16 protein-coding genes are annotated in these 16,951 nt (G+C 68.9%); 11 read left to right on the top strand and 5 right to left on the bottom strand.

The genetic code is table 11. The features are described from left to right. Nucleotides 1-41: 41 nt before the first annotated feature. Nucleotides 42-1,364: a PQQ-dependent sugar dehydrogenase gene (locus D7X96_RS06565; protein ID WP_121769265.1), complete on the top strand. Its 1,323-nt coding sequence runs from the start codon at nucleotides 42-44 to the stop codon at nucleotides 1,362-1,364. Between the two features lie 73 nt (nucleotides 1,365-1,437). Further along, complete coding sequence (locus D7X96_RS06560) at nucleotides 1,438-2,571, top strand: hypothetical protein (RefSeq protein WP_120546912.1); 1,134 nt, start codon at nucleotides 1,438-1,440, stop codon at nucleotides 2,569-2,571. A gap of 278 nt (nucleotides 2,572-2,849) precedes the next feature. On the opposite strand, the gene D7X96_RS06555 is transcribed toward D7X96_RS06560, so the two are convergent. Next, on the bottom strand, nucleotides 2,850-3,749 hold the full coding sequence (locus D7X96_RS06555) for a LysR family transcriptional regulator (protein ID WP_121722435.1): 900 nt from the start codon (nucleotides 3,747-3,749) through the stop codon (nucleotides 2,850-2,852). Nucleotides 3,750-3,854: 105 nt separating this feature from the next. Here D7X96_RS06555 and D7X96_RS06550 point away from each other — a divergent pair, with 105 nt between their 5' ends. From D7X96_RS06550 to D7X96_RS06540, 3 genes are all read left to right on the top strand, one after another. Next, nucleotides 3,855-4,727, top strand: a complete 873-nt coding sequence (locus tag D7X96_RS06550) for an aldo/keto reductase family oxidoreductase (RefSeq protein ID WP_121769264.1) — start codon at nucleotides 3,855-3,857, stop codon at nucleotides 4,725-4,727. A 17-nt stretch (nucleotides 4,728-4,744) separates the two neighbouring features. Continuing rightward, complete coding sequence (locus tag D7X96_RS06545; RefSeq protein WP_167510807.1) at nucleotides 4,745-5,323, top strand: TMEM175 family protein; 579 nt, start codon at nucleotides 4,745-4,747, stop codon at nucleotides 5,321-5,323. Between the two features lie 92 nt (nucleotides 5,324-5,415). Further along, nucleotides 5,416-6,156 (top strand): SDR family NAD(P)-dependent oxidoreductase, encoded by a 741-nt coding sequence (locus tag D7X96_RS06540; protein WP_120546916.1) that lies wholly within the window; start codon nucleotides 5,416-5,418, stop codon nucleotides 6,154-6,156. Nucleotides 6,157-6,162: 6 nt separating this feature from the next. Here the strand turns inward: D7X96_RS06540 and D7X96_RS06535 are convergent, their stop codons facing one another. Then, on the bottom strand, nucleotides 6,163-6,738 hold the full coding sequence (locus tag D7X96_RS06535; protein ID WP_121769263.1) for a class I SAM-dependent DNA methyltransferase: 576 nt from the start codon (nucleotides 6,736-6,738) through the stop codon (nucleotides 6,163-6,165). A gap of 105 nt (nucleotides 6,739-6,843) precedes the next feature. On the opposite strand from D7X96_RS06535, the gene D7X96_RS39915 reads away from it, so the two are divergent. The 3 genes from D7X96_RS39915 (at nucleotide 6,844) to D7X96_RS06525 (ending at nucleotide 9,088) form a co-directional block, all read left to right on the top strand. Beyond that, a complete protein-coding gene (locus D7X96_RS39915) occupies nucleotides 6,844-6,981 on the top strand; it encodes a hypothetical protein (RefSeq protein WP_158616151.1) in 138 nt (45 codons plus the stop codon). Nucleotides 6,982-7,010: 29 nt separating this feature from the next. Continuing rightward, entirely contained in the window at nucleotides 7,011-7,550 is a 540-nt protein-coding gene (locus tag D7X96_RS40390; RefSeq protein ID WP_121769262.1) for a pre-peptidase C-terminal domain-containing protein, read from the top strand. A gap of 62 nt (nucleotides 7,551-7,612) precedes the next feature. Beyond that, a complete protein-coding gene (locus D7X96_RS06525) occupies nucleotides 7,613-9,088 on the top strand; it encodes a glycosyltransferase family protein (protein WP_121769261.1) in 1,476 nt (491 codons plus the stop codon). Here D7X96_RS06525 and D7X96_RS06520 read toward each other — a convergent pair. Then, complete coding sequence (locus D7X96_RS06520) at nucleotides 9,016-10,380, bottom strand: hypothetical protein (protein WP_120546920.1); 1,365 nt, start codon at nucleotides 10,378-10,380, stop codon at nucleotides 9,016-9,018. The genes D7X96_RS06525 and D7X96_RS06520 overlap by 73 nt on opposite strands. Before the next feature lie 82 nt (nucleotides 10,381-10,462). Here D7X96_RS06520 and D7X96_RS06515 point away from each other — a divergent pair, with 82 nt between their 5' ends. Both D7X96_RS06515 and D7X96_RS06510 read left to right on the top strand, forming a co-directional pair. Further along, entirely contained in the window at nucleotides 10,463-10,981 is a 519-nt protein-coding gene (locus D7X96_RS06515; protein WP_121769260.1) for a putative immunity protein, read from the top strand. A 141-nt stretch (nucleotides 10,982-11,122) separates the two neighbouring features. Further along, complete coding sequence (locus D7X96_RS06510) at nucleotides 11,123-11,590, top strand: hypothetical protein (protein ID WP_120546922.1); 468 nt, start codon at nucleotides 11,123-11,125, stop codon at nucleotides 11,588-11,590. 67 nt (nucleotides 11,591-11,657) lie between these two features. On the opposite strand, the gene D7X96_RS06505 is transcribed toward D7X96_RS06510, so the two are convergent. Beyond that, nucleotides 11,658-12,053: a GFA family protein gene (locus D7X96_RS06505; protein ID WP_120546923.1), complete on the bottom strand. Its 396-nt coding sequence runs from the start codon at nucleotides 12,051-12,053 to the stop codon at nucleotides 11,658-11,660. An 11-nt stretch (nucleotides 12,054-12,064) separates the two neighbouring features. Further along, nucleotides 12,065-13,822, bottom strand: coding sequence for a hypothetical protein (locus D7X96_RS06500; protein WP_121769259.1), 1,758 nt, complete (start codon nucleotides 13,820-13,822; stop codon nucleotides 12,065-12,067). Between the two features lie 225 nt (nucleotides 13,823-14,047). Between D7X96_RS06500 and D7X96_RS06495 the strand changes: the two genes are divergently transcribed. Further along, nucleotides 14,048-16,939, top strand: coding sequence for a PQQ-dependent sugar dehydrogenase (locus D7X96_RS06495; protein ID WP_244219472.1), 2,892 nt, complete (start codon nucleotides 14,048-14,050; stop codon nucleotides 16,937-16,939). Nucleotides 16,940-16,951 lie beyond the last annotated feature (12 nt).

The raw sequence follows: 16,951 nt of genomic DNA, 5'->3' as shown, positions 1-16,951 counted from the left end.
CGCGATGGTCCCCTTCCCCCTTTTCCCCTGGAGTGAGTCGCATGCGCATCCTGTCCATGTCCCTCATTGCCGCCGCCCTCCTGGTCGGTTGCCAGGACGATCCAGCCCCCACGCCAGCGGACTCGGGCGTTCCCCAACAGGACTCGGGTGTCGCACTGCAGGATTCGGGCGTCCCTGAAGACGACGCGGGCACGGACGCGGGCACTCCGGAAGATCCGCTCCCCAGCGGGCCCCCGGTTCCGCAGGGCCCGCCCAACGTGCCCGAGTTCCAGCCGGCCTTCCCCGGCCAGACGCGCGTCCCCGCCATCCAGACGAAGACGGCCCTCCAGGTGACGGAGATTGCCTCGGGCTTCCGCAACCCCTGGGCCATCGCCTTCCTGCCGGACCAGCGCATGCTGGTGACGGAGAAGGCCACCGGCTCGCTCTACATCGTCACGCAGCAGGGCGCGAAGTCCCCCGCCATCAAGGGCCTGCCCGCCGTGGACGCACGCGGACAGGGCGGCCTGCTCGACGTGGAGGTGGGCCCGGACTACGCCCAGAGCGGGCTCATCTACTGGACCTATTCCGAGCCCCGTCAGGGCGGCAACGGGCTGGCGGTGGCGCGCGCGCGGCTCGTGGACGGAGCGCAGCCCGCCGTGGAGGGCGTCCAGGTCATCTTCCGCATGATGCCCACGCTCGAGTCGACGCTGCACTCCGGCGGACGGATGGTGTTCACCCCGGACGGCAAGCTGTTCGTCACGCTCGGCGAGCGCTCCATCCTGGAGGGCCGCGTCCAGGCCCAGGACGTGAAGAGCCACTTCGGCAAGATCGTCCGCATCAACCCCGACGGCAGCGTGCCCCAGGACAACCCGTACCTGGGCAACCCGCAGGCGAAGCCGGAGATCTGGTCCATCGGTCACCGCAACGTCCTGGCCGCGGCGCTCGACAGCCAGAACCGGCTGTGGACGGTGGAGATGGGACCGCAGGGCGGTGACGAGCTGAACCGCCCCGAGGCCGGCAAGGACTACGGCTGGCCCACCATCGGGTACGGCGAGGAGTACTCCGGCGCGCCCATCCACCAGAGCACCCAGGCGCCGGGCATGGAGCAGCCCGTGTACTACTGGGATCCGGTGATTGCCCCCTCGGGCATGACCATCTACTCCGGGACCTTGTTCCCCGAGTGGAAGGACGACATGTTCGTCGGCGCGCTGGCCGGCCAGGCGCTGGTGCGGCTCATGGTGCGCAACGACCGCGTGGTGGGCGAGGAGCACCTCCTCAAGAACCTGAACGCGCGCATCCGCGAGGTGGTGCAGGGCCCCGAGGGCGCCCTCTACCTGCTCACCGACGCCACCAACGGCAAGGTGCTCAAGGTCACGCCGAAGTGAAGCCGTCGTAGGGCACCGCGAGGCAGGGACACCACCGCCGGCCCCGGCCCCCGCCGGAACTGGAGACGGCTCCATGAGCGAGTATCAGTGCTACGAGTTCATCGTGCTCGATCGCCCGCTGAGTCCCAAGCAGATGGCCGAGCTTCGCGCCATCTCGACACGCGCGGAGATCTCCCCCTCGCGGTTCTGGAACGAGTACCACTGGGGCGACCTGAAGGCCGATCCCGCGAAGCTCATGGAGCGCTACTTCGATGCGCACCTGTACTTCGCGAACTGGGGCACGCACCGGCTCATGCTGCGCATCCCGAAGGCGCGCGTCGCGTTGAAGCAGCTCAAGCCGTACTTCGACCGCGGGGACGCCGCGCGCCTCATCAGCACGGGTGAGCACGTCCTGCTCGACCTGAGCAGTGGCATCGAGGAGTTCGAGGACGACGAGCAGAGCCCGGGCTCGCTCGCCGCGCTGTCCCCGCTCCGGTCCGAGCTGATGCGCGGCGACCTGCGTCCAGCGTATCTGGCCTGGCTGCTCGGGGTCTCCGCGGGCGAGCGCGATGACGACGCCGAAGAGCCGCCAGTGCCCTCGGGGCTCGGCGACCTGAGCGCGGCGCAGGAGGCGATGGTCGAGTTCCTGCGCATCGACCCCGACCTCGTCGCGGCGGCCGCGACCGGGAGCGCCCACATGACGGCGGACGGCACGCAGCTTCACCAATGGCTCGCGGCGCTCCCCGTCAAGCAGAAGGACGCGTGGCTGAAGCGCGCGGTGGAAGAGCCGGAGCTGGCCCTCGGTGGCGAGCTGCTTCGGGTCTTCCGGACGACGATGAAGGACGAGCGTTCCGGCCCACGGCGCACCGCCGGCGAGCTGAGGGCGCTTGCCGGGACGCAGCGAGCTGCCCGGATGAAGGCCGAGGCCGCGCGCGCGAAGAAGGCCCGGGCCGCCTCGGAGGCGGCGCGCGCGCGGCACTTGAAGAAGCTCGCTCACGATATCGAGGGCGCCTGGGCCGAGCTCGAGAGGCTCGTGGAGGCCAGCGACTACGACGGGGCCGTGAGGCTCGCCATCGACCTGCGCGACCTCGCGTTCCGAGATGCCAAGGGCATGGCCTTCGCCCGCCGCTTCGAGACCCTCCGCAAGCGTCAGATGCGCCGCCGCGGGTTCTTTGACCGGTGGAAGCGCGCGAACCCGAACGGGGCAGCGAACGGGTGGATGCGATGACCGCGAGGGCCGCCAGGCAAGCAAAGACCCAGGAGGGCCAGGCACCCGCGCCCGCGAGGGACGCGCAGAGAGCCGAGGTGCAGACGGCGTTCCCGTCGCCTCTGGCGGCGGTGCGAGGTTGACGATGGTCGGCGGATTGGAGGCAGCCTCCCGGCTCCGAGGAGACCGTCTCACGAACACTTGGAAGTCATTCCCGCGACACGCCTCGTGGCGTCCGCCCACCCTGCGCGAGCAGGTCCTTCGGGCCCGGGGGGGGCCGCTGTCAGAGGCTCACCGCATCAAGGCTGAATGGATTTGACGAAGTCAATGAAGGCACGCAGCGGCGTCGGCAGGTGGTGTCTGCCGGGGTAATAGAGGAACGGCCCGGGGAAGCTCGGCCACCAGGGTTCGAGCAGGGGTTCGAGCTCGCCCCGGGCGATGTAGGGACGCAGCCAATCCTCGAAGTCGTAGATGATTCCGGTGCCCGCCACGGCCGCCTCCACCGCGAGGTCCGTCGTCGTGCCAAGCCCGACAATCAGCGGACCCTTCGGATCGACCTTGAGCGTCTTCCCATTGCGTTCAAACTCCCACGCATGCAGCGGGCCGCTCGTGAACCGCCCTGCCAGGCAATCATGGTCCAGCAGCTCGCGCGGATGTCTGGGCCGCCCACGGCGCGCAAGGTAGGCGGGGGAAGCGGCTGTCGCGAAGCGCTGGACGCGAGGACCAATGGGGACCGCCACCATGTCCTGCGCGAGCCGCTCTTCGTAGCGGATGCCCGCGTCATAGCCCTCCGCCACCACGTCGACGAGGCGCTCCTCGGCGATCACCTCCAGGCGGATATCCGGGTACTTCGCGAGGAACGGCGGCACGATGCGCGGCAGCACGAGCCGCGCCGCGGCGATGGGGACGGTGAGCCGCAGGCGTCCCGCGGGGCGGTCGCGGAAGTCGTTGACCACGTCCAACGCCGAGCGCACCTCGCTGAGCGCGGGCGTCAGCCGCTCGAGCAGCCGGGCCCCTGCGTCCGTCAGCGTCACGCTGCGCGTGGTGCGATGGAGCAGCCGGACGCCGAGCCGGGCCTCCAGCCGGCGGACCGCGTCGCCCATGCGCGAGGCGCTGCTGCCCGTCGTACGAGCAGCGCCGCGGAATCCGCCCTCCCGGGCGACCGTCATGAATGCCGTCAAATCCGTGAGCTCATCCATCGCTGTGCGGATTTTCGCACGGCCTGTGCACATTGCCACCGATAGTCGCGCAGTGACTCCTTTCGTAGATGAGGGGTGCACCTCCCTTCACCCAGGAGCCTCACCGTGCCCCACCCTTCCATCTCAGGCAGCTACCGCATTGGCACGCACACTGTTCGCCGCGTGGGTTACGGCGCGATGCAGCTCGCGGGCCCCGGCGTCTTCGGTCCGCCCAAGGACCGCCAGGCGGCGCTCGCGGTGCTGCGAGCGGCCATCGAACAGGGCGTCGACCACATCGACACCAGTGACATCTACGGCCCCCACGTGACGAACCAGCTCATCCGGGAGGCGCTGCATCCGTATCGCGACGGACTGGTCATCGCCACGAAGGTCGGCGCGGTGCGCGGCCCCAACGGCTCCTGGGAGCCTGCGTTCTCCCCGGCGGACCTGGAGCGCTCGGTCCACGACAACCTGCGCAACCTCGGGCTCGACGTGCTCGATGTCGTGAACTTCCGCGCGATGTTCAGCGCCGAGGGCCCGGTGGAAGGCTCCATCGAGGCGCCGCTCACCGCGCTCGCGGAGTTCCAGCGGCGGGGCCTCATCCGCCACATCGGGTTGAGCAACGTCACGCCGGCGCAGGTCGCCGAGGGCCGCAAGGTCGCCGAGATCGTCTGCGTGCAGAACCACTACAACCTGACGCACCGGCGGGATGACGCCCTCATCGACCAGTTGGCCGCCACGGGTACGGCCTACGTGCCGTTCTTCCCCCTGGGCGGGTTCACGCCGCTCCAGTCGAGCACGTTGAACGACGTGGCCACCCGGCTGGGCGCGACCCCGATGCAGGTCGCGCTTGCCTGGCTCCTGCACCGGTCCCCGAACGTGCTGCTCATCCCGGGGACGTCGTCGGTGAAACACCTCAGGGAGAACCTTGCCAGTGCCGCACTGACACTGGGCGCCGAGGACATGGACACTTTGAACCGTCTTGCCGAACGGGCCTGACAGGCATGAGGGGAAGCATGGACAAGCACCGGCTGGAAGCGTTCAGCGACGGCGTCATCGCCATCATCATCACCATCATGGTGCTGGAGCTGAAGGTACCACACGGCAGCGAGCTGTCCGACCTGCGGCCACTGGTCCCCATCTTCCTCAGCTACGTGCTCAGCTTCGTCTACATCGGCATCTACTGGAACAACCACCATCACCTCTTGCACACCATCAGCCATGTCACCGGCGGCGTGCTGTGGGCAAACCTGCACTTGTTGTTCTGGCTGTCGTTGATTCCCTTCGCCACCGGCTGGATGGGCGAAAACCATTTCTCATCCATGCCGCTGGCGCTCTATGGCTTCGTGCTCCTGATGTGCGCCTTCGCCTGGAAACTGCTGCAAGCCCGTTTGGTGGTGATGCAAGGCCGGGAGTCGGCACTGGCCCATGCGGTCGGGCGCGATCTCAAGGGCCGGATTTCACCTGCCTTCTATGTGGCCGGAATACTCAGCGCCTTTCTCAATGGGTATCTGTCCGAAGCCATCTACGTGCTGGCCGCGTTGATGTGGCTGGTGCCGGACCGTCGCTTCGAGAAAGCCACGCACGCCAGCTAGGGCACGTCCCCGACGAGTCACCCCCTGGGCGAGGCCAGGCAAGACGGCGGGTGGCTGGTGCCTCGTCGTGACGGAGCCCATAGTCGCGAGACATGGCACGCATCTTCATCACGGGGTCAGCGGACGGCTTGGGCAAGGCCGCCGCCCGGACGCTTCTCGCCGACGGTCACGAGGTGATCATCCATGTGCGCAGCGAGCAGCGGCTCGCGGGTGTGCAGGACCTGGTGACGCAAGGCGCGGCGGCCCTGGTCGCGGACCTGGCGGTGCTGGAGCAGACCCGTGACCTCGCCAGGCAGGTCAATGCGCTGGGGCGCATGGACGCCGTGATCCACAACGCAGGTGTGTACTCCGACCCGTCCGTCCTGTCCGTGAACGTCGTGGCGCCCTACGTGCTCACCGCGCTCATCCAGCGGCCCCAGCGCCTCGTCTACCTGAGCAGCGGGATGCACCAGGGCGGGCGGCCGGACCTCGAAGGCATGGATTGGAGCGGAAGCCGCGTCACGGGGAGCTACTCGGACAGCAAGCTCTTCGTCACCACCCTGGCCGCGGCCATCGCCCGGCGCTGGCCGGACGTCTTCAGCAACGCGGTCGACCCGGGCTGGGTCCCCACGAAGATGGGCGGCCCCGACGCGCCAGATGACCTGCGGCTCGGCCACCTCACGCAGGAGTGGCTGGCGACCAGCGACGCCGCCGAGGCACGCACCACGGATGGCTACTGGCACCACCAACGGCGGGTCGAGCCGCATCCCGCGACACGCGACCTGGCGTTCCAGGCCCAGCTGCTCGACGCGCTGGCTCGGGCCACCGGCGTTTCGCTCCCGCCGGGTCCCTGACGCACGTCATCCCGTCTGACGAGCCAGGTAGTAGACGTTCCCGCCCGGGTCCGTGTGCGTCGCTTCCAGCGTGAGCCCGTGCGCGCGCAGCAGGTCGCGATACCCGTCGACGCTGTACGAGTGATAGCGGAACGGCACGCCATCCATCGGCGCACCGTCGATGGACCCGTGGCTGTCGCCCGAGGTGAAGAGGAACGGGGCGCCCGGCTTCAATGCCTTCGCGATACGGGCGATGGCCTGTTCCTGCTCTTCGTGGCGCAGGTGGAACAGGACGCCCCACGCAATCGCCGCGTCGAACGCCCGCGCCGGAAGTTCACACGCCTGGATGCGCGCGCAGTGCACCGGAACGTGGGGGAAGTTCGCCTGGAAGCGCGCCAGCAGCTCGCGGGAGCTGTCCACGCCCGTCACCTGGCAGCCGTGCTCCAGCAGCACCCGCGTCAGCGGCAGCCCCGTGCCGCAGCCGACGTCCAGCACCGAGGCACCGGCGGGAAGCGAGGCCGCGAGCGCGGTCACCTCCGGAACGCCCATGGAGCCCGTGCGGTGGGCCGCGTAGCAGTCCGCGATCAAGTCGTACTCGTGCACGTGTCAGCACCTCAAACCCGCACTGGTGGGTTTCCCCTATTTTCACGGGTTGTCCATTTTCGTATCCCTCCAAGCAAACATCACTTCGCAGGGGGGGGGTTGACCATGATGCGCAGGTTCCACTGGCTCGCCGCATGTCTGTCGCTCTCGGTTTACGGCTGTGGCACCGAAGACCTTGAGCCCGCCGTGGCCTCGGAGACGGAAGCGCGCGTCCTCACGGCTCCGGCGAGCCTGGCTCGCTGAACGAGTCCCTGTCGGACATCTTCGCCGCAGTGTGCGAGAGCTGGTCGACCGCGTGGTCCACCAGCGCGGACATCTGGAAGATTGGCGAGGACGTCTGGACGCCCGCCACGCCCGGTGACGCCCTCCGGTACATGAACGACCCGGCCCTGGACGGCTCCTCGTTGGATGACTACGGGAACTTCTCGTCCAGCACCGACCCGCATCAAGGCTCGGGCATCTCGAACCTGGCGTTCAAGCTGCTGGCCACGGGCGGCACGCCACGTCCCTGCCCCCCCTACAGCGGGACGGTGAGCAGCCTCAGCGGCACGCTGAACTCGAACCGGTACTACTGCGCGAGCGCCGCCGCGTTCGCCTCGACGCTGTTCACCATCACCGGAGGCACCGGTGACGCGGACCTGTACGTGAGGTTCGGCGCGGCGCCCACGAAGACCACCTACGACTGCCGGCCCTACAAGACGGGCAACACCGAGGCGTGCACGGTCCCGGTCCAGCCCACCGCGGGCAAGTACTGGATCATGATCAACGCGGCCCAGGCCTACTCCGGTGTGACGCTCAGCTATTCCTTCTGAAAAGCGCCGGGTGAGGATGTTGTCGCGGCCACCTGGGGCGGCGCGTAGAGTCGCCCCAGGTCATGACTCTCTCTCCTGAGCCCTCCGCGCTCCGACGCTTCGCGGCCAGGCTCCTGCTCCCCTTGACGTTCGCCATCTGGGGCGTGGTGTGTGCCGTCCCCATGTGGGCCAAAAACGCGCGGTACTGTTTCTGGCACTACGACATGGGCATCTACACCCAGGCGCTGGCCCGGCTGTCCTTCCAGGACCCGAACCCCTGGCTCAGCGCCCGGCAGGTCTTCATCTTCAACGACCATTTTGATCCGGTGCTCTGGCTTGCCCGGCCGCTGGTGATGGGATTGACACCCAGCCAGGCCGCCGTCGTGGCCGAGTGCCTGGCGGTGCTGCTTTCAACAGCCCCCATCCTCTGGCTCCACCACCGGAAGCTGTTGGACCGGGGCGCGACGTTCCTGCTGTGCGCGCTGCTGCTGCTCAACTCCGGCGTGCAGAGCGCCATGGCCTATCCCGTCCATCCCACGACGTGGGCCGTGTTCCCATGGACGCTCCTGGCGGTGGCGTACTGCCTCCGCCGGCCAGGATGGATGCTCTTCGCACTGGCACTGCTCTTCTCCTGCAAGGAGGAGTTCCCCTTCGCGGGCGTGATGCTCGCGGGAGGGCTCGCCTGGCGAGGTGAGCGGCGCGCGGCGCTCGCGGTGGGCGTGCTGACGGTGGCGTGGCTTGCCTTCGTGTTCGCCGGGCGCCCGGCGCTGATGGGCCCGGTGGTGGACTACGGAGGCCGGCTCCTCCCGAAGCCGGGCCAACCCCTGACGGCGTTTCTTTCCGAGCGGCTGACACCGCGGCACCTGAGCAACGCAGGCTCCATGCTCCTCATCTTCGTGCCCCTGGCCCTCTGGGCATGGCGGGAGAAGTGGCGGCCGGATGCCGTCTGGCTGTCCGTGCTGCTGCCGATGCTGGGCATCCGCTTCCTGGGCATGGCGTGGCGCGACCACTACGGCGCGCCACTGCTGGCCGCGGCGGCGATGGTGCCGCTGCCGCTGCTGCTCAAGCGCCGCCCGCCTGTCTGGGTATTGGCGGGGACGGCCCTGTTGCTGCTCACCACCAATGAGAGCGTGCTGCGACGCACGTGGCGTGCGATGGCCGAGCCTGAATCCTTCCCGGCCTACTGCCCCGACACGCCCCAGCGGCTCGCCAGCGTGGGTCAGGGCGTGAAGACCCTCCTGGAGAATCCCGAAGGCCGCGTGCTCTTGAGCGGGAACCTCGTGGCGCCGCTCGCCGCGCGCGATGAAATCTACGCGGTGGACGGCCCCCAGCCGCCGGGGACGCTGCGCTACGCGTGGGTGCTGGTCGAGAAGCCCGGCGGAAACACCATCCCGACTTCGCCGGAGCGGATGGAGGAGCTCATCGCCCGCTGGCGCAAGGCGCCGGACACACGGATCCTCATCGACGACGCCCACGTCTTCTTCGCTCAGGGCGATTTTTCACTGGAGACGGGCGGCGCCATGAGCGCGGGAGGAGAGGCCGTGAGCGAGCCCAGGTAGAGCCGGCCGTGGACTCCGTTGGGCTGCTTGGAAGACTGCCACGCCTCCGGCCCCGGGCTGATGCCGAAGACGTTGCACTCCACCCCCTCACTCCAGACATTGTAACGGCAGGCGAACTGGGTGCCGCGCTGGAAGCCCACGTCCAGGAAGCGCACCGAAGGCAGTGCACGGGCCACGCGAGCGCCCATGGGCTGGTAGTCGCCATCCCAGCTCACCTCCGTGGTGCGCGCGTGGACGCTGCCCGCGAGCACCAACGTCCAGGCCTGGGGACGCTTCGCTTGGGCACCCAGCAGGTGCTGGGCCATCCGCGCCTCGCGCTCATTGCCACGGGCCTTGTCGGAGTCGATGGCGGCCAGGGCCACGTCCCTTCCGGAGACACGCAAGCGGCGCACCTGCTCGACGAGCCCCAGCATGGCGCGGCTGCTGCGTCCGTCCTGATAGGTCCGGCGCCAGAAGGCGCTCTCGGACAGGAGCTGCCGCACGGCCTCGGGGCCGCCGTCGCTGGACAGGTAGCGCTCCAGGAGCGGCTGCTCTGGCGCGGGAATGGACAGCGCCAGCGTCACCGGCAGGCCCTGGGCCGTGGCCTCGCACACCATCCGCAGCGCCACGGACGGCACCTCGTGCGTGCCCAGGGGGTCCGCCACCAGCAGGACACCTCCCGCGGCGAACAGGGACGCGGCGTTCTCCACCGGAGCACCACACGCGGGCGCGAGGGGGGTGGCCGGGGTCTCCCCCTTCTCACCCAGCGCCGAGGGATCCAGGGCGACGGGGGGATTGCCTCCCACCAGCTCCAGCGCGGGGGCCATCTCCAGCAGCTCCAGGAGCTTCTGCTCGACGGCCAGGTCTCGGTAGCCCTGCGCGGGCCGGAAACCCTCCAGTCCGGGGACGTTGCTGAAGGCGGCCAGGTCGGGGAGCTGGCCCTTGGACCGGCCGGGTTCCTCCGGGGCGGAGACCCCCTCCTGGAAGTACCGGATGCGGAAGACGCGAACGAGTGCCTGCCGGGAACCCAGCCGCTTTCCTTCGATGTAGTAGCGCTCGGGCGGCGTGACGTCCGGGATGAAGGAGGTGAACATCATCAGGCCCCCCTCCTTCTCCATCACGGCATAGCGGTCCTTCTCGAAGAGGTACCGGGTCGTCATCAGCGCGTCCTCGACGGGCAGGTGATAGACGAGCTCGTGCTTGGGGGCCTCGTAGCGGCCCGTCTCCGGGTTGTACCGGTCGGCCAGACCTCGTGTGGCCGTCGCACATCCGGCACACCCCAGCAGGCCCAGCATCAATCCAAGTCGTCGCATCCGTCTCTCCGGCTCCTGAGCGCGTCAAACACTGGAACGTCTGGCGTGCGTGGACATACTGCCCTGCCAGGAGATTCCATTCATGCCCATCCTGCCCAAAGAGCGAGACTCCAGGCTGATCACGATCCGTCGCGGCGGGAGCCTGACGGACGAGGACCACCACCTGCTCGCGGAGTGGGCCGCCGTCTGCGCGGAGCACGTCCTGCCCTTCTTCGAAAGCGCGTCTCCCAAGGACGCGCGTCCCCGTGACGCCATCGCGGTGGGACGGGCGTGGATCCGGGGCGAGGTGCCGATGCGTGACGCGCACAAGACCGCGTTCGTGGCCAACGCCGCGGCGCGTGCGCTGCCGGACCCGGCGAAGTTCGCGGCGCTCGCGGCAGGACAGGCGGTGGCCGTCGCCCACGTCGCCGCGCACTACCTGGGCGCGGCTGCGTACGCCATCCGGGCCGCCGCCGCGTCAGTGGCTCCGGAGGACGCGGAAGCGGCCCGGATGTGGGAGCTGGAATGGCAGCACAAGCGCATCCCCACCCGCCTCCGTGAGCTGGTCCTCGAAGACCAGCGGGCGCGAAATGCCATCTGCTGGGGCGTCTTCACCCGCTGAAGGAGACAGGCACGGACACTTCGTCCCGTCCGGTAGCGCGGCCTCGGGTCAAACTGTCACTCGCGTTGACCTCTCCGGCGGGGGCCCAGAGTGGCACTCCCTGGCGTACTGCTTGCAAATCATCGCGGATGGGAGGCGCACATGGCGCGATTGCAGTGGGGACTGGGTCTCACCTGTCTGCTGTTGGGAACGAGCGCGGGGGCAACACATCCCAGCATCCGAGCGAAGTTCAAGACGGATTACCGTGAACAGCGTTTCGAGCAGCTCACCGCCGACGATGCCGAGACCCGGGAGGAAATCCCCGCCGAGGGGACCCTGGAGGGCCCCTTCCTCAGGCTGTTCTCAGAAGTCATCCAGAAACAGAACAACTTCAAGTTCGCCACCTGGGTGCTCTGCGTGTCGCCCACGCCCGAGGACGAGGGCACCGCCCTCCTCGTCGATTCCGTCAGCCGCGTCGAGATGCCCGGCAAGAAGGGCCACGAACTGGTCGTCTCCTACCGGCGGTTGAAGAATCCCGACAGGCAGTCCACGCGCAAGGTCTGGCCCTATGCGGTCCTGATGGCCTATGGATGGCATGACCGGGTCCGCTGTCAGGCAGCGCCGGAATGACAGACGCCTGACCGGCTCACGCCGCCGGTGAACAGGTTGACCTGAAGGGAATCGCGACCTCGAACCTCTACGGCCTCGGAGGGACGGTGTCGAACTTCGGCGCCTCGTCCGCGACGTCGTAGTAGTCGCCCTTGTCGGCCATGTAGACGTGGACCGCGATGCGGGTGTGGGTCGGCGTGTCGAAGGCGCCCATCGCGATTCCAATCCAATCGCGGTGCAGCGGGTCCCAGAACAGCGACGAGCCGCAGACGGAGCAGAAACCGCGGCGCGCCTTCTCCGACGACTGGAACCAGCGGACCTGGTCCGCGCCCTCGATGGTGACGGCAGAGCGCGGCACGTCGCTGGAGACGAAGTAGTGGCCCGAGTGCTTGCGGCATTTGCCGCAGTGGCAGGCGTCGGGGGCGGGCAGGTCGCCCTCGACGGTGAAGCGGACCGCGCCGCACAAACAGGAACCGCGATGCATGGACGACCTCCTCACGACGGGCGAACGTCCTCCGGCCACTTGCGCTCCACGCCGGTGGGGTTCTGACTGTACAGCTCCGCGAGCCGGGCCTTCACCTCCTCCACCGTGCCGACGATGACGTAGGTCCGCGTCTTGAGGTCGCCAGGCACGTTCTCCGACATGCCGAAGGTGACGCCGAGCTTGGTGCAGTCGTCCTCGGGGTTGCCGAGGTCGAACTGGTGCAGGCGGTACTGGAGGTCTGCCCGGTCCTCGTCCGGCGACCAGATGGCCATGGCGTGCGTGCCCCCATCCGTAGCGACGATGAGCGGCACGTTGCCCCCCTCGTCCGGGAAGCCCTTTCGCGGCTCCCCGTCCTTCGGAGGCTCCGAGTGGATCCGGGGGTACTCGCGCGTCTCGCCCGTCGCCGGGTCGAAGCGGTAGTGCTTCTCGAACTCGCCGTTGAGGTAGGTGGTGGGGACCTCGGCGTAGATCTTGTCGTGGGAGGCGGCGAGCTGGATGTGGCTGTCGTACTGGATGACGTTGTCGTGGCCACCCACGCCCACGGTGATGTCCTTGGTGATGAGGTCCTCGGAGACCAGGGTCTCGTTCCTGGCGTACGGTTCGCTGTTGTACTCGCCCGCCTCCTCTCCCGGCTCCAGCCAGTAGGCGGGGTGCACGGTGCTGGTCATGCTGCCGGGCTGCGCGCCGTAGCCCACCACCTGCGTCGTGGAGATGGGGTCCGACTTGTTCCGATTGCTCCCCGCCTCGGTGGGCATCAGGGCCTCGTCGTAGCCGTCCAGCGAGAAGGCCACCTGCATCTGCCGGCCATGGTCCTTGTTGTTGATGTACTGCTTGCCGCCGTAGTTGAGACTGGTGACAGCGCCGCCGTGGCTCGCGGAGGTGCCCATCTGCACCGTCGCGTTGCCAAAGGAGGTGTCCCCGTTCAACGGGCCGGTGGTGCCGTAGGGGCCCGTGGGCCCCTGGGTGCCTCCGGGGCCCTGCGTCGCCGTCGCGGTCATGTCCCCGCCGGGCCACGCGGTGCCCAGGGGCTTTCCCTCCTTGGAGAAGGCCTGCACCTTGCCGCCCAGGTCCGCGAGGTAGCCGTTCTGGAACTCCTGGAAGGGCACCGCATCGGGCTTGCCAGCGGCGACGCGGGCGTCACGGAACGCCTTCACCATCGGATCATCGAGGAACGGCGGACGGGTCTTCACCGCGTCCTCACGGCCGGAGTTGGGATGGCCCAGCAGGGAGTTGGTGCCCTGGCGCCCATGGGTGAAGGTGTTGTCCGAGTAGGCCTTGCAGATGTCGCCGTACACCTCGAAGGACACCCACTGGTTGCGGTCCGAGGGGTTCGGGGCCTGCCCCGCCTCCGGGCGGCAGAAGGTGTAGAGCTGCATCTGCCGCTCGCCGACGGCGGGAAAGTCCTGGAAGAACGCGGGGACGTTCTCGTTGCCGGGCACGGTGGAGCGGCCCGCGGGATACACGGGCGAGCGGGAGCCATGCATGGCCTGGTCGGCGGCGAGGTCCGGCAGGGTGGTGCCGCGCTTGCGCTTGAGCTCGTCCTCGGCGCTGCCCCTGAATTGCTCGCAGAAGGCCTGCCAGTCCTCGACGGACGCGTTGGACACGTCCGGAGGAGGCTTCGTCTCCGCGAGGGCCCTGTGGGACGAAGGCGCCGCGGGGCGGGACTGGGGCTCGAAGCTGCTGCGGGAGAACAGCTCGCGCAGCATGCGCTCGGCGGTGGAGTCCTGCGGCGTCGTTGCTGGCTCGGCCGTGTCCGCGTTCGATGACACCCGGAGACCATTCAGCGCCGATGAGAAACGAGAAATTCCGTCCATGTGTGCCTCCCCCTGAGGCGGGCCGCGAGCTTCGCTGCCCTTCATGACGATCAGCGGGCGAATCCATTGCCGGATCGCTGAATCAATCCCGGCCGAACAGGTGCTCAGTGTAAAACCAGGAATCCCCCCCTCCACGTTCGACCGGGAGCAGCAGTGATGCCAGGAACGCAGTTACGAGTCGTGTGCGCGGTCTTCTCGCTTCTCGTGGGCTGCTCGACGCAGCCGTCACCGGAGCTGGCGGTCGCGCGAGCGGCCGCGGTCATGCAGGACGCCAACTTCGCCGACTCGGTCTTCGTCGGTGGCCTCCAGGGGCCCACCACCATGACCTTCGCGCCCGACGGGCGCCTGTTCGTTTCGGAGAAGAACGGCGCGCTGCGCGTGGTCGTGAACGGCCAGCTCCTGGCGGCTCCGTTCATGACGCTCGCCGTGGACACCGACAACGAGCGTGGGCTGATGGGCGTCGCGTTCGACCCCAACTTCGCCAGCAACCACTACCTCTACGTCTATTACACGTCCGTCGCGGGCAGCATCCACAACCGGCTCAGCCGCTTCACCGCCAATGGCAACGTGGTGGTCCCCGGCAGTGAGCTGGTGCTCGCCGACTTTCCGACGCTCGACGCCGCCAACCACAACGGCGGCGCGGTCCGCTTCGGGCTCGACGGCAAGCTCTACGTCTCCCTCGGTGACAACGCGGTCTCCTCCAATTCGCAGAGCCTGAACACGCCGCTCGGCAAGCTGCTGCGCTTCAACCCGGACGGCAGCATCCCCACGGACAATCCGTTCCATGCGACCGCCACCGGGCTCGCCAAGGCGACCTGGGCCATGGGGCTGCGCAACCCCTTCACCTTCGACGTGCAGCCCGGCACGGGCACCCTGTTCATCAACGACGTGGGCGAAGGTGGCTGGGAGGAGATCAACCGCGGCCAGGCCGGCGCCAACTACGGCTGGCCCATGACGGAGGGCTACTTCACGAACCGCCCGGAGCTCACGCAGCCGTTCTTCGCGTACCCGCATGGCTCCGGCACGGCCGCTGGCAACTGCATCGCGGGCGGGGCCTTCTACAACCCGCCCGTCCCGGCCTTCCCCAGCGCGTATGTGGGCCAGTACTTCTTCGCGGACTACACCAACAACTGGATTGCCCGCATCGACCCGAACAGCGGCGCGCGTTCGCTGTTCGCGACGGCCACCCCGGGGCCCGTGGACCTGGATGTCGGGCCGGATGGCGCGCTCTATTACCTGGCGCGCGGCGCGGGCCAGGTGGGCCGCATCGCATACACGGCCTCGCTGCCGCCGAGCATCGCGCAGCAGCCGGCGAGCACGTTGGTCTCCGCCGGCTATCCGGCGGCCTTCACCGTGTCCGCCAGTGGCGAGCCGCCCCTCACCTACCGGTGGCAGCGCAACGGCGTGGACATCCCCGGCGCGACCTCGCCGGGCTACGAGCTGACCGCCGCGCAGCTCACCGACAGCGGCGCGCGCTTCCGCGTGGTCGTGACGAACGGGCTGGGCTCGGCCACCAGCGCCGAGGCCGTGCTGACGGTGACGACCCACAAGCCGCCGGTGGCCACCATCGTGACGCCGGCCTCGGGCGCGACCTACGTCGCGGCCACGAACCTGACGTTCTCCGGCTCCGCCAGCGACCTGGAGGATGGCGCGCTGCCGCCGAGCGCGATGACCTGGAACATCACCTTCCACCACGACACGCACACGCACCCGGCCATGGCCGACACCTCCGGCGTCGCGAGCGGGAGCTGGCCCATCCCGAACATCGGCGAGAGCTCCGCCAACGTCTGGTATCGCGTGCGGCTGACGGTGCGTGACTCCATTGGCCTCACCCACACGACGTATCGCGACGTCCATCCCGTCACGGTCCCGCTCACGGTGACCAGCGTGCCTGGCGGACTGCAGGTCCTGATGGACGGGCGTCCGGTCGCGGCGCCGCATGCGACGACCGGCGTGGTCGGAGTCGTCCGCTCCGTGGGCGTCGAGTCGCCGCAGTACGCGAACGGGAAGTTCTGGGCGTTCTCGTCGTGGTCGGACGGCGGCGCGCAATCCCATACCTTCGTCACGCCTGCCAGCGCGGCCACGTACACCGCGACGTTCACCGAGACCTCGGGCGGCAGCTGCTATCAGATCCAGAGCGAGCGCTCCGACAAGTGGCTCACCGTGGACGGCGCGGGCAAGGTGGTCGCGGGCAGCACGGCGCAGGCCGGCGGGCAGGTGTTCCAGCTCGTTCCGGCGGGCACCCGCTACAAGCTCAAGGGCTCGGGCGACGCGTTCCTGACGGTGGTCGCGAACCAGCTCTCCATGAGCGCCGACTTCACCAGCGGGGAGTCGTTCACCCGGCTGGCCTGCGGCTACGGCACGCGCACGCGCGTGGGTTTCCAGGCCGCCACGGGGAGCGCGCCCCACTGGAAGGAGACCACGCCGGGCGCGCCCATCCAGAGCGGTGACGGCGGCAATGGCGGCGCCTGCAACCCGGGCGATGGCGGTGCCTGGGAGGGCTTCTACCTGGAGCCCGTGGCCTGTCCGGATGGAAGCACCGGCCCCGTGTGCGGCAACGGCACGGTCGAGAGCGGCGAGCAGTGCGACGACGGCAACACGCAGCCGGGCGATGGCTGCGATGCGACCTGCCACACCGAGGCCAGCGGCAGCGCGGGGTGCTTCCGCATCCAGAGCGAGCGCTCCGACAAGTGGCTCACCGTGGACGGCGCGGGCAAGGTGGCCGCGCTGGGCACGACGCAGACCGGGGGCGCCGTCTTCGAGCTCGTCCTCAGCGGCGCGAAGTACAAGCTCAAGGGGACGGGCGGCGCGTTCGTGGCGGTGGTCGCGGATCAGCTCACCGTGAATGCCTCGTCCAGCACGGCGGAGGCGTTCACCCGCCATGACTGCGGCGTCCACGGCGGCCGCAACCGTTATGGCTTTGAATCGTCGGCCGGCACCGCGCGCAACTGGAAGGAGACCACCACCGGCGCGCCCATCCAGAGCGGCAATGGCGGCAACGGGGGCATCTGCAATCCCGCCGACGCCACCTCGTGGGAGGCCTTCTACCTGGAGCCTACGACCTGCCCCTGAGTCGTCGTGCCA

It is taken from the genome of Corallococcus interemptor (assembly GCF_003668875.1).
Taxonomy (GTDB): domain Bacteria; phylum Myxococcota; class Myxococcia; order Myxococcales; family Myxococcaceae; genus Corallococcus; species Corallococcus interemptor.
Note: the sequence above shows the minus strand (reverse complement) of the source record. Positions and strands in the feature narration are given on the sequence as shown.

Excerpts from the sequence above, each read along its gene's own strand:
- D7X96_RS06510 (WP_120546922.1), top strand. The coding sequence starts at position 11,123 with ATGGCGCGATTGCAGTGGGGACTGGGTCTCACCTGTCTGCTGTTGGGA.
- D7X96_RS06555 (WP_121722435.1), bottom strand. The coding sequence starts at position 3,749 with ATGGATGAGCTCACGGATTTGACGGCATTCATGACGGTCGCCCGGGAG.
- D7X96_RS39915 (WP_158616151.1), top strand. The coding sequence starts at position 6,844 with ATGATGCGCAGGTTCCACTGGCTCGCCGCATGTCTGTCGCTCTCGGTT.
- D7X96_RS06540 (WP_120546916.1), top strand. The coding sequence starts at position 5,416 with ATGGCACGCATCTTCATCACGGGGTCAGCGGACGGCTTGGGCAAGGCC.
- D7X96_RS06545 (WP_167510807.1), top strand. The coding sequence starts at position 4,745 with ATGGACAAGCACCGGCTGGAAGCGTTCAGCGACGGCGTCATCGCCATC.
- D7X96_RS06505 (WP_120546923.1), bottom strand. The coding sequence starts at position 12,053 with ATGCATCGCGGTTCCTGTTTGTGCGGCGCGGTCCGCTTCACCGTCGAG.
- D7X96_RS06520 (WP_120546920.1), bottom strand. The coding sequence starts at position 10,380 with ATGCGACGACTTGGATTGATGCTGGGCCTGCTGGGGTGTGCCGGATGT.
- D7X96_RS06525 (WP_121769261.1), top strand. The coding sequence starts at position 7,613 with ATGACTCTCTCTCCTGAGCCCTCCGCGCTCCGACGCTTCGCGGCCAGG.
- D7X96_RS06515 (WP_121769260.1), top strand. The coding sequence starts at position 10,463 with ATGCCCATCCTGCCCAAAGAGCGAGACTCCAGGCTGATCACGATCCGT.
- D7X96_RS06560 (WP_120546912.1), top strand. The coding sequence starts at position 1,438 with ATGAGCGAGTATCAGTGCTACGAGTTCATCGTGCTCGATCGCCCGCTG.
- D7X96_RS06565 (WP_121769265.1), top strand. The coding sequence starts at position 42 with ATGCGCATCCTGTCCATGTCCCTCATTGCCGCCGCCCTCCTGGTCGGT.